8 protein-coding genes and 3 pseudogenes are annotated in these 12,590 nt (G+C 56.4%); 4 read left to right on the forward strand and 7 right to left on the reverse strand.

All coding sequences use genetic code 11. The features are described 5' to 3' along the window. Window positions 1-379 (forward strand): RES family NAD+ phosphorylase (locus ACQZ51_RS22415; RefSeq protein WP_448780697.1); only part of this gene is annotated, 379 nt, incomplete at its 5' end. 360 nt (window positions 380-739) lie between these two features. After that, complete coding sequence (locus tag ACQZ51_RS22420) at window positions 740-1,264, forward strand: ClpX C4-type zinc finger protein (protein WP_448780699.1); 525 nt, start codon at window positions 740-742, stop codon at window positions 1,262-1,264. Window positions 1,265-1,365: 101 nt separating this feature from the next. On the opposite strand, the pseudogene ACQZ51_RS22425 reads toward ACQZ51_RS22420, so the two are convergent. The 5 genes and pseudogenes from ACQZ51_RS22425 to ACQZ51_RS22445 all read right to left on the reverse strand — a co-directional run. After that, a pseudogene (locus ACQZ51_RS22425) lies at window positions 1,366-1,608 on the reverse strand (EAL domain-containing protein); the annotation flags it as partial. 255 nt (window positions 1,609-1,863) lie between these two features. Beyond that, entirely contained in the window at window positions 1,864-3,297 is a 1,434-nt protein-coding gene (locus ACQZ51_RS22430) for a DUF6880 family protein (RefSeq protein WP_448780701.1), read from the reverse strand. A gap of 235 nt (window positions 3,298-3,532) precedes the next feature. Further along, window positions 3,533-4,468, reverse strand: a complete 936-nt coding sequence (locus tag ACQZ51_RS22435) for a nucleotidyltransferase and HEPN domain-containing protein (protein WP_448780703.1) — start codon at window positions 4,466-4,468, stop codon at window positions 3,533-3,535. Window positions 4,469-4,676: 208 nt separating this feature from the next. Next, complete coding sequence (locus ACQZ51_RS22440; protein WP_448780705.1) at window positions 4,677-5,255, reverse strand: cytochrome b; 579 nt, start codon at window positions 5,253-5,255, stop codon at window positions 4,677-4,679. 249 nt (window positions 5,256-5,504) lie between these two features. After that, window positions 5,505-5,885: a mobilization protein gene (locus ACQZ51_RS22445; protein ID WP_448780707.1), complete on the reverse strand. Its 381-nt coding sequence runs from the start codon at window positions 5,883-5,885 to the stop codon at window positions 5,505-5,507. Between the two features lie 201 nt (window positions 5,886-6,086). Here ACQZ51_RS22445 and traA point away from each other — a divergent pair, with 201 nt between their 5' ends. Continuing rightward, entirely contained in the window at window positions 6,087-9,488 is a 3,402-nt protein-coding gene (gene traA / locus ACQZ51_RS22450) for a Ti-type conjugative transfer relaxase TraA (protein ID WP_448780758.1), read from the forward strand. A gap of 262 nt (window positions 9,489-9,750) precedes the next feature. On the opposite strand, the pseudogene ACQZ51_RS22455 reads toward traA, so the two are convergent. Further along, window positions 9,751-10,038: pseudogene (locus ACQZ51_RS22455) on the reverse strand (integrase core domain-containing protein); the annotation flags it as partial. A 135-nt stretch (window positions 10,039-10,173) separates the two neighbouring features. Here ACQZ51_RS22455 and ACQZ51_RS22460 point away from each other — a divergent pair. Continuing rightward, the gene (locus ACQZ51_RS22460) at window positions 10,174-11,433 is read left to right on the forward strand and encodes an IS110 family RNA-guided transposase (protein WP_448780709.1); all 1,260 of its coding nucleotides are present in this window, start codon (window positions 10,174-10,176) and stop codon (window positions 11,431-11,433) included. Between the two features lie 245 nt (window positions 11,434-11,678). Here ACQZ51_RS22460 and ACQZ51_RS22465 read toward each other — a convergent pair. After that, window positions 11,679-12,486, reverse strand: a pseudogene (locus ACQZ51_RS22465) (IS3 family transposase); the annotation flags it as partial. Window positions 12,487-12,590 lie beyond the last annotated feature (104 nt).

The raw sequence follows: 12,590 nt of genomic DNA on the forward strand, positions 1-12,590 counted from the left end.
TTATACGTCATTGACCATCATGACGGCACTGAGGGAAGCAAATCAGGCAGGAAGCCTACAGCCAACCACTCTTGTCTCCTATGAGGCCGATCTCGAGCCTTTGTTCGATACCCGTGACGCGAACGCGCTGCAGGACCATGGCATCAAACCTCAAGATCTTGGCGCGACAACTTGGCGCGACGACATGAAAGTGCTCGGTGAAGCTCCGACACAGCGGCTGGCACGCGATTTGAAGAGCGCGGGCTTCTGCGGCTTGGTCGTCAGGAGCTTTGCTCCAGGCGCCACCGATGCCGACCTCAATATCGTCCTCTGGACATGGCGTGGATCAGTCCCACCTCCCCTGACCTTGATCGACGACGAACGGCGATTGTCGCAATAGCAGCGTTCCATTTCAACAATCACAGGATCACCGGAGCCACGCTTGAGCCGGACCTTGCTAACATCAGGGAACTGGAAGCAGCCTGACACGGCAACCCGTACCCACAGCGCGAACTGTGACGCTTTTCTCAAGCTTGAGCCAAGTTCTGCGGCACTCGAAAGCGGCTTAACCCGTGACGTCAGGCATGTTGGCCACTTTGGCACGGGCGACTTACAGGTCACGCTGAAGTCGATGGCGGACTTTGAGAAGGCACAGCCGTTGTTGCTAAAGGCGTATGAGGGTGGATAGCCTTGTTTTCGTCTTGGCAGCAACGAACAGTTATGCACAATGACTGGTTGTCCGTTCAAGAGCGAGTGCAGTATGAACCAGCTCTCTATAAAAGACCGATTTCATGCAGCGCGCCGAGTGCTCTTCGGTCAAGGCGACAACGCTGTAATATGTAGTTTCTGCGGAAAATCCCGGCAGGACGGCGTCGGCAATATCATTGCAGGACCAGGAGTGGCGATCTGCGCCTCATGCGCGCGGATCGCCGTAGATTGGGACCTCACCAGCTATTTTCAAGAGATGACCGGCACCACGATCGACACATTTTCGATCTTTTATCAACATCAGGCATGCCTGCTCCCACAACATAGGCGCCAGATTGATGATGACCTCCAGTGGTGCGCTGGGGAATTAAACGCGGAGCTCATAGGCTGGAATTATGGATGGGCAAAAGGTGATTCAGTTGACGGGTTGACCGTTTACGTGCGAACTAGAGACAATGTGAATATCGCTATTTTCAGAGAGACATTCACCCAGACCTACCTCCGTCTGGCGTCAACCGATGTGCCTTCACCACGCTCCGCCACACTGGCGGCACCTTGGCCCAGTGAAATCCTCTAACCGGCGCACGTATCAGTGCAAGCACCCTTATTAGGCACAACGCGATTGCGAAACCGCTGCCTATCATCTGCATCCTTTTCAATAACCTTCTTGGGACTGGACTAATATAGCGTGTCCAGAAGCGCATCAATCGTGAGATCGCAGACGGGACGACTGTAGAAATAGCCCAGACCGAGTTCGCATCCCGCTTGATGTAGAAACTTCGCCTGCTCGATGGTCTCAACACCCTCCGCAACTACCTGAAGCTTGAAACTTCGCGCCAAGTTTAAGATGGCCGTGACAATTGCACAGTCTTGTTCGTCGTCTGGCGTATTCGTGATAAACGATCTATCGATCTTAAGACGGGAGAACGGGACTAACGAGGGGGCTACCCGACACCGCTATGTTCTCCATCGCTCAGTTACTCCAGCAGAGGCGATTGCATTGTCGTCATTATTGGTTTCATTAGAATGAACAGCTTCTCCCGATTGGCCTGGAATGTGCCGGGATAAGCCTTGGCTCCCCTCGGGGGCCGTCCGACGCACGACCTTCAATATGATTGAAGACCACGATGGCAACGATCCGGAAACTGAGAGGATGCTGGCAATCGCAGGTGAAAATCACTGCACCAGGCTCCAGAAACCTGACTTCCGCCCGTGCTCTCGTTTCAGGTCAGCTACATACGCATCATTCGACTGTATGCTCCCAAAGTCCTTTATCTGGCTCGCCAGCGATCGGCATTCTGCAAGGTGTCGTGCGGCGTGCTTGTATCGGCTCGACCGGCCACTCCTCAGAGTGAAGTCGACCATGGATCGAAGGACAACGGTCGCTGCTAGCGGGTGTTTCGCGGAAAGCGCGTCTGCAGCTGGTGTCATCAGTCCGTAAAGATCACCATCCAGCTCGGCTTCTCGCTTCATGACCACCTTTGCCGCCTCTGCTGGCGACGGCCAACGGAGGAAGAAGTGCAGAGCACGATGGACGTTCGGGAATGCCTGAGCGTAGCTGAACGCCTTCGCCTCTGCCTCAAGATCATCGAAGTCAGGCAGGCGTCGGACATAGGCGCGCAGATGCTCATCGTTCAACGACTGCTCGAAGCACCTCCACCGGAATGCCTGAGCTTCTTCACCACGTCCGAGTGCTTCCAGAACCTCAATGCGGGCCAACTCCCACTCGAATGGGACATCCGTTCGTTCGCTCGTATCGACTTTGTCGAGCGCCTTCAGAGCTTCTTCGGCTCGTCCCGCTGACACGAGGCGGTGGGCGATGTCTGCTGCAACCATAGGCGCTGCGCGTGTCTTTTCAGGCTGTTGTGCGATATAGGCATCTACGTCACCCAAGGCGTCAGCGATTTCCTGGAGCGCGATACGGATAGTGAGGTCGTTGTGGTTGCCATAAACCTCCTCATAAATCGCGCCAGCACTGCTGCGGCCTATGACTGTCCGGTCCGTCTTGCGAGCCTTCTCTTCCGGTTCTTTCGACCAGGTCACAAAGAGCGCTCTGAGGCGCTCAAGCCCATCATTCTTCAGCGCTGGGACCATGGCAGTGATCAGCCGGTCAAACTGACCATAGCCGTTGTCCTGCAATGCCTTGAATATCTTTTCGGCCAGCACGTCGATGTCGATGTTCGCAGCCTTGGCGATCGCCCCGGCATCATTGCATGCCTGATGGAAGCTTTGGATCAACGAGCCACTCCCATCGTCCGACCGTCCAAACAGCGGAGCCGCAACAGCCAGGAACTGCCAGATCAGTTCGAAAGCTTCAACTGGATCGTGCAGTGCAACGGTATCGACGATCGTCTTGCGCTGGGTCTCCAGATCCATCTTCATCGCCTTGACCTTGCGCCAATCGATGAATGTGCGGGCGCGCATGATACTGGAAAGCCTCTTGCGGACCTCTCTGGAAACATCAGCGCTGCTGTGGTTGCCTGCGATCTCCATCCGGAGACGACGCTTGTGTGCGGCGCTGCCGGTGCTGATCTCAATGAGAAGCTCGGCAAGCCTTTGTGCGCCGAGTGCCTCGAGGTTCTTCGCGTTGAGTGTTGTCTTGGCTGCCATGCGTCGTCTTTGATTTGTTTCGCGCCAACGTTAAGCTGTCTGGTTCTTCTGGCCAAGGCGGGCGTGCCGGAATTATCCTTGGCCTCCTCCACGGGGCATCCTACGCGTCATGTCGATCGCAAACGGAGATTGATGTCGCGACGACCAGGAAGCTTAGAGGACGCTGGCAAGCACCGGCGCGTCGTCAGGGATTGCCATTTCTGCAAAGCAACTGACGTGTTTAGAGCGCGAATGACTAACCACCCGTCTGAGACCCTTTTTCATTCGCATTCTCTGCGAGTTTTGTCAGGTGCTCTTCGCAAACCTGTTTGACCAGCTCAAGCAGATGCGCGGTCCGCTCTCCAAGCCAGACAAGCGCCTCTTCGCTGATCTCGAAATGCTTGGAATACCTTGCCTTCACATAGGCCTCATTGATCGTGTTGAACCAGGCCCGCTCGCGGTGTTGGTCGCGCGGAAAGGCTTCGACCAAGCGAAGATCCTGCTCTTCCGCAAGGGAACGGAGAAACTTGATGTTATGCGATGCTGGTCCGTAGTTTGTCAGAGTGAGCAGGACGCAAGCGTAGGCTTGCTCTATTGCTTGATGAAGCTCGAAAGAGGCAACCTTAGTATGGCCTTCGCTTAGATAAAATTTCGAACCTTTGATGAACGTCGAAGCGAGTTCGAAGCGCTCCTTAAAATGCTCCCGCGCCACTCTCAACCGCTCTTCGGCCGTGAGCGGTTTGGGCTCAGCCAGAGGCTCGTCATCCAACTCGTAGAGAACGATGCCTTCCTTGCGGATATCCGAGAAGAAGTAATGACCCTCCTTCAGCTGCGTGTTTACCTCGCGACGCGAGTGCACGATGAACTGCGTCGGCGTTTCGATAAAGCTGTCGCGGATCAGACGGTCGGCTGCCTTGTACCAGTATTGCGCAAAGTCGGTCAGCTTGCGATTGTTGACGATGACGAGAAGATCAAAGTCAGAGCGATAGCCCTTCATCGTATGCGGTTCGTCAACGAAGGTGCCGCGGGCGTAAGAGCCGAACAGGATGATTTTGAGAATGCGCCCGCGCTTCTTGAAGTCGGCTGTTCCTTCGCCCAGAGCATCCTCGAATTCCTCGTGCAGGATTTCCAGAGCACGGGCGAGTTCACGTTGCTTGCGCGGCGGGATATGATTGAGGGAGGACTTCATCATGGTAGCGGCTTCTTGGCGTTGGCGGTATCGACGTCGACTCTCTGAATGGTGGCTCTAAAAATCTGACACAGTTAAACCGAAACAACAACTGCAGGAAATCCCACCAGGCCTTTGACACACATTGCACAAAAGCTCTCAGAGGCATTGACCAATCTGCGTCTTCGACCCTGTTTTTCGGATCTGGTCTAGTGGTCATAAACGTGATTGGTTACTCATCAGCCGTGGCCCTGGCCCACCTTCCCACCATCCGTCCAAGCGTTTGGTCATTCAACGCGAACCGGTGAATGAGCGCCATGATGACATGGCCTGCGATCAGAACCGACAAAACCCATGCCAGCAAACTATGAAGAAGATCAGCCGGCTTTATCATCCACATGACCTCTATCCCGCTTGCAGGAACCCACGGTGCCCACCCCTTGCCGCTGCCATAGGCCCGCAACAGCCCCAGTGCCGGAATGCTAAACATCAGAAGATAAAAGCTGGCGTGAACAACAGCGGCTGCACGACCGGTAACGGTTGTCGATTGAACCGGGCGACGATTGCGATTGACGGTCCACCAGATAGCGCGAATGACAACAAGCACGATCACCAAAAGGCCAACGGTGCCATGGCCAGGTCCAAGCGAGGTGACCGTCCTGACCAACTCCGTATCCCCGAACAATCGCCACGTCAAAATGACAACAAACTGCCAGATCAAAAGATAGGCCATTGTCCAATGCAAGGTCCGGCTGATCAGACCATAATGCTTCGGCGTATCCAGCCACATGCGAAAATTCCTCTTTATCATTGCCTGCCTCTAGCTGCCGATGGCGCAGAGCGCAACGCTGGGATCAGACCCGGATCGTTCGTTAGATCCTGGGCTGCGTTCCCTCACCCGATGGCGCCAGACGCACGCCCGTCCTGCCGCTCACTACGGCGCTATGGAAAGCGCGTTCCCGTCAGGACAGGCTCATCCCGCAATCCCTCTTGAGCGTCCAGTCATCCGTATCGCCGCGAAGGCGTAACTCAGGGCCAAGCGTTGGGACATCGAGCACCGTCATGGTTCATTGTCCCCGATGACATCAGCTTGATTGCCATTGGCTTGACGATGGTACCCATTGCTCCGTTGCGCGTTACCGTCTTCCACACCGTGGCCTTGACCCAGCTGGCATTCTTCGAGCAGGTCGGCAAACAAGGCACGATCGGCATCGCGACGGAGAAACGCCGGCAGCTGTGTTGCAAGCCAATGCCTGAGGGCAGACTGATCGCTGGTATCACCATCCTGCGCTGATCGACACGCCAGGCGCTCCAGCACAAATGATCCGAGCAATATCTTGCGCCGGGTGTCCTGCGCGCACTCCTGCTTGCCCAGCCGCGATTGCAAGGCGCGTTTGCGCTCCTCGAGCTCTTTGATGCGTTGCGCGATCGGCTTTCTCATCGCGGTGTCATCCTTTTGTCAGTCTGCCATTGGGGCACATTGGAACCTCGATTTGTCCGGTCCGCAAGATGCAGATCTGCACGTCGCCATTCCATGCCTTCCAATGCTAGCCGTGCCCTGACGAAAGCAACAAGGGCGCACTTACGAGTTGCAGCATTCCTCACCCAGCCGGTTGTCAGCACCGGGAAAGGACAGATGGCGGTGGCGATTTACCATCTGAGCAGCAAGCCAGTCTCCAGATCAGGGGGTCGCAGTGCCGTGGCTGCCATTGCCTATCGCACTGCAAGTCTGCTGATAAATGAACGCGACGGTCTGGTGCATGATTTTACCGCCAAGCAGGGTGTCGACCACTGCGAGATCGTGCTTCCCGATGGTATCGACGCAACTTGGGCGCTGGATCGATCTGAGTTGTGGAATGCGGCAGAGGCCGCCGAGAAACGCTGCGATGCGCGCGTGGCCCGCGAGTTCGAGATTGCCCTTCCCCATGAGCTTAGTGACGAAGAGCGTCTGTCTCTAACACGTGCCTTCGCACAGGATCTCGCCAATCGTCATAGTGCCGCCGTCGACTTTGCCATCCATGTGCCCCAGGGCAAAACAGATACCCGCAATATCCACGCCCATGTGATGATGACCACGCGGGTGGTAACGCCAGATGGCCTTGGCGACAAAACACTGATCGAGCGCGAGAACAAATGGCTGCTCGCCCATGATCTGCCAACCTCTCACCTGCAGATGCGCGATATCCGCCAAACCTTTGCAGAGCATGCCAACCGACATCTGATGCGCGCTGGTCTTGATGTGCGGATTGATCATCGCTCACATCTGGAGCGCGGCCTGTCGATCGAGCCTACCGAACATATGGGCGTGCATGCCAGCCAGATGCAACGGCGCGGGCTGGATGTTTCAAGGACCCGGATAGAAGAGCAATCCGCGAAACGAAACGCTGAGCGCATCCGGCGCAAACCCGACGAGGTCCTGCGCCTTCTGAGCGACGAAAAGAGCGTGTTTACCCGTCACGATATCGCCCGCACGCTCCATCGCTACATCAACGACAATGACGGTTTCCAACGCGCGCTTGCTGCCGTCATGGCCTCACCGCAATTGGTTAAGTTGCAGCCCGGGCAGGACGACGAACTGGCGCGTTATTCGACACGCGAGATGGTCGCCATCGAGCATGCCATGGCGGCCAGTGCGCTGCGGATGGCAGAGCGCAATGACCATGGTGTGAGAGCAGATCGTGTCGGCGATGCGCTCGATCATCAGGATGCCCTCTTGAAGGCAAGCAAGCTCAGTGACGAGCAACGGACAGCTGTGCGTCACATCACATCATCGCAGCAGATCGCCGCCGTGATCGGCTTTGCCGGTGCGGGCAAGTCCACCATGCTTGCGGCAGCCCGCAACGCCTGGGAGCGCCAAGGTTATCGTGTCTATGGGGCAGCCCTTGCCGGAAAGGCAGCCGAAGGCTTGACGCAATCATCCGGCATTGCCGCTCGCACATTGGCATCATGGGAGTATGGCTGGAACAAAGGCAAAGATGAGCTTGGTCACGGCGACATCTTCGTTATCGATGAGGCTGGCATGGTCGCAAGTCGCCAGCTCGCACGGATCGTCAGGGAGGTCGAAGCGCGCGGTGCCAAGCTCGTTCTGGTTGGCGATCACGAGCAGCTTCAGGCCATCGGTGCAGGCTCGCCGTTTCGCGCGATAGCCGAGCGCATCGGCTCGGTCGAATTAACAGAGATCCGCCGACAGACACAGGACTGGCAGCGTCAGGCATCGGTGGCGTTTGCGACCCATCGCACCCGTCACGCATTACGCGATTATGCGGATCGTGGTCACGTTGTGTTTGCCGATGACCGGGAGATGGCGCGCGAAAAACTCGTGGCTGACTATCTTGCCGACATCAACCAACATCCATCCGAATCCCGCATTGCTCTCGCCCATCGCCGCGTCGATGTTCGCGCCATCAATGACGGCATCAGACAGGCGCTTCAGGCCAAAGAGTTGCTGGCGAAAGGCGATCATCAGGAACTCCAGAATGGCCCCGTCAATACGATCGGCGATGGTCAAAGAACAGAGGAACGACACGCAGCCACGGCTGGTGCCTTACAAGCTGATCACAACCGTCAAACCGATCGCGAAATCGTCTACCAGACCGTCAACGGCAAGCGGGGCTTTGCACCCGGTGACCGTATCCTTCTTCTGGAAAACAATCGCGATCTCGGCGTCAAGAACGGCATGTTGGGAAGGGTGGAGGCCGTCGAGCCGAACGCAATACAGATGCGGCTCGACGGAGATTCAGCTGGGCAAAACAATGCCCGTGTTCTCTCCCTACCCGTTAAAGATTACCAATCCTTTGACCATGGTTACGCCACCACCATTCACAAGGCACAAGGCGCTACCGTTGACAGGGCCTTTGTCATGGCATCCTCAACCATGGACCGGCATCTCACCTATGTCGCCATGACCCGTCACCGTCATGAGGCAAAGCTCTATGCCGGTCGCGATGAGCTTCCCGACATGAAAGAGATCGTCGCCAGCATGAGCCGGTCCGGTGCCAAGGAAACGACGCTTGATTATACCAACGTCTTTGCCGAGCGGCGCGGACTGACATCAAAAGTGAACGCCACAGATGAGATAAAACTTGAAGTCGCGACAGCTGTGGCGCACGACGTTCAGCACCTCACCGGGCGGCCGGTGGGCCAGATGCAGGATCGGCCACATGATCGCAGCCAGGCTGACGAGGAGCCGGTCTACGATCTGGTCGGTCCTGCTCTCAACGCCCTCGACGCCGCGCATGGTCTAGAACACGTTCAAGCCGATCAGGGTGCGCGTCTCGTTGTCCCCGCAGACGTTACCGCCCCGCTCATTCCCGCCGTTCGTTTCTACGATCGCACCATCGAAGACATCGCCCGCGAAAAGGCCTTGCCCAATCTGGTCAGCTCTATGGAAGACGTGCGGTCAGTGGGTCGTGAGGTCTATGTCGATCATGAACAGGCGGCAGCAACGCTCAGTGCCGCAATCGTAGAAAAGGGGATTGAGGGGCGCGTCCTGGCCAGATCACTCATCGAGACCCCCGAGCAGTTCGGACCCCTGCGCGGCAAAGTCGGGCTTCTCGGCGACAACAAGGAGCGCAAGCTTGCCCGCCATTATGCACACGCCCTTGGCAACCACGTCCTATTCGCTGCTCAAACCTGGCAGCGTCGCCTGGAGGCAGAGCGCAAGTCAGAAACCTGGAAACGTGAGCGCCAGGACATTGTCGAAGTGCCCGGCTTGACAGAGCGCAGCCAAGCCCTTCTGCAGCAGTTTGACAGCCTGGCCCTTGAAGACAGGCCGACATTCCTCAAGCATCTTCTGACAACGCCAGAGGGACAATCGGCTCTTGCCGAAGCCCGCACAATTACAGCCGCGCTCGAGCAGCGCTTTGGCAGCGCCGATCCGCGCCACCTGAAACCGGACGCGCTACGCCTGGAGCCAGACTTTGCCAAACAACTCGACCGGATCAAACACGTCGCCCGCATCGTCGAGCGCGCCCAACGAGCCGAGCTCACACAACAATACGAGCTCAAACAGTCCCTGAGGAACGGTCTGGGGTTGAGGATGTGAAACGTGTAGCCGTGGCTTACGCAGTCAGCCTGTGAATGCGCAGCCGCCTTGCGATCATGTCAAAAACCAGAGCGTCACCATGGCAATGATCCCGAGACCGACACCCTGCCAAAATGCTGAAAAAACTGCGGACCTATTTCTGACCGCGCCGACGTCATTGGCTGCTGTCGGCCTATCGGGCCCGGGCTTTACGACCGGGGACGTGACTGAGGTGCTCCCCGATTTTGGGCCATCGGGAGCTGGAATTTTCCGGGGTTTTGGCTCAGGTCGGCGTGGGTGCCGATGAGCCGTTCATGAGCGAAATCGGCACCTTGTTGCCGATCGCGCTATGTGGCCGGAACTCGTTATAGTCTCTACGCCAATCCTCCATCTTTGCCCGTGCGTCGTCAAGGCTCATAAACCAATGAGCGTTCAGACATTCAGCCCGGAACTTGCCATTAAAGCTCTCGATGTAGCTGTTGTCCGTGGGCTTGCCCGGCCGCGAGAAGTCGAGCACGACGCCTCTATGATATGCCCAGAGATCAAGATCACGAGAGATAAATTCGCTGCCGTAACACCTTCGGAAGAATACGCTGAATGAAGCTTTGACTGACTGCGTAGCCCTTATCAGGCGAAGCAGGTGGTCATAGCCGGGCATCAGGTCTCACAGTGGTTTTGCAAAGCCACACTGTAAAGGAGACCGGCTATGACCAAGTGCGACATTACCGCATCTGCCACCATTCTGGCAGCGATTGATATTTCGAAGGAACGTCACGAGGTGCTGATCGAGGCGCCGGACAAAAAGCGGCGCCGTCGAGTGAGTGTGCTCAACAACCTCGATGAGTTCGACAGGCTCATCAGTCTATTGCACAGCTATCAGCGGCCTGTCCGCGTCGCCTTCGAGGCGACGGGAAACTATCACCGCGCTTTGGCATATCACCTCGGCACGGCCGGCTTTAAGGTAAAACTGATCTCGTCGGTCGCGCTGGCTCGCACCAGAGAAGCGTTGCACAATTCCTGGGACAAAAATGACCCGAAGGATGCCCAGGTTATTCTGCATATGATGACCATTGGCGCCGAGCAATTCTATCACGACCCGTTGATGCACGGCACGAACGACATTCAGGAACTGTCGAAGACCCACGACATGATCTCAAAGTCGAAGACCGAACTGTGGCATCGGATCCTGACGCATTACCTGCCATTGTATTTCCCTGAGGCGGATCGATTTCACCGCAGTTCACGCAGCGACTGGTTCTTCGCTTTCCTCGAACTGTTCCCGTCTCCGCATTTCATCGCGGCCCTGGACAGGGAGGCTTTCATCGAAGCCGCATGGGATGTCGTTGGTCGCAAAGTTGGGAAAGAACGTCTGTTGGCAGACATTTACGCTACCGCTACGCGCTCGATCGGGCTTCCGGTCGCACCGGACTCGGACGCTATAAGCATGTTCCGTATGGTTCTCGCCGAGGGCAGAAGCCTTATCGCCCAGCGTAATCAAATCGAGGCAAGGGCGGTAGCGATGCTGAAGGATAATCCCGACTACCAGCTGCTATGCACTATTCCCGGCATAGGTCCTATCAACGCTCTGACAATCCTGGCGGAAGCCGGAAACTTACGCCGATTTCAACACCATCGCCAGTTCCTAAAGTTCTGCGGCATGGACCTCGCCACAATCCAGTCAGGAATGTTCCGCGGTCAGACCAAGCTCTCCAAGTATGGTAATGCACGGCTGAGGCGGACATTATGGATGGCAGCACAGGTCGCCATTCTACAGCGTGCCAACAGTTTCCGCGACAAGTTTGAGCGATACATCACCAAGGACCGCCACAACACCAATTTACGCCGTAAGGCGTCTACAGCAATCGCCGCCAAAATGGCCCGGACCGTGCATGCGGTTATCAAAAGCGGCGAACCCTATCGCCCCTTCTTTGAAGGGACGATCCACAGCGGAAGGACCCTTCTCTGACAGGGCCGTGGAGGCGCTGATCTAATCAGCGACCTCGTAGATAATGTTCAGGCCTTCCGCTCGACGGCAAAAGGATCTCGTCTTAAGGACGGTGAGAGCCGCATCATGCGTACTCTGTGTTTGTTATGGGAGAGACCGTTCGTTGACGATCGGCGTGGCCTACATCATAATTCAAACGCATCGGGATAACCGACGCGACAACGACCTGCTGCCAAAATGGCGTTTTATTCCGAATATAGGACGTTGTCTACCCGAATGGTGGCTGGGTAGCCGACCTGGCGACATACCCTCTCAAGCGTCTGAACAACATCCTCACCCTTGTAACTGAAGCGGGCATCGACTGCCGGCGAAAAGCGTGAAAATGTATCAACCACTGTCAGAATCCTGATTTTGCGGCCGGTAGCCAATTGGTCGTGTACGAAGTCCATCGCCCAGACATGGTTAGAATGGGTCGGTTCCGTACGGTCTGCTCGCAGCTTAGCCTTGACCCGACGCTTGGGAACCTTGTTGCGGAGCTGGAGGTCCATCTCCTTGTAAAGACGATAGATTCGCTTCGGATTAACAGGCCATCCATCACGCCTGAGCAGGACATGGACGCGACGATAACCGTAGCGCACGCGCGTTTGGCAGATGTCCCTGATCTTCAGCTTTAGTTCGGCCTGCTCGCCACGTCTGGACTTGTAGACATAAAGCGACCGGTCAATCTTCAACACCGAGCATGCACGCCGGATCGAAACCTTCCAGTCCGCCTTGACTGCGTCGACAAGCTTGCGCTTGCGGGCAGGCCTCAGAGCTTTTTTGACAGAACATCCTGGAGCATGGCCTTGTCGAGTGAAAGATCCGCTACAATCCGCTTCAGCTTGGCATTCTCCTCTTCAAGCTGCCGCAGTCCCTTCATCTCCGAGGGCATCAGGCCCGCGTATTTTTGCGCCAATTGTAGAACGTGGCATCCGAAATGCCGGCCTTGCGGCAAACCTCACCGATCGGTGTCCCATCCTCTGCCTGCTTCAACACAAATGCGATCTGCGCTTCCGAAAACCTGGACGCCTTCATTGAATTCTCCTCTTCTTCCCAGCAGGGATAATAAGTGAAAAATTCCAGTTCAAAATGGCCTAATTTATTGGGGGCACGTCAGGATGAAAGAAAGCAGCGCGACC

The organism is Agrobacterium sp. CG674 (genome assembly GCF_053521645.1).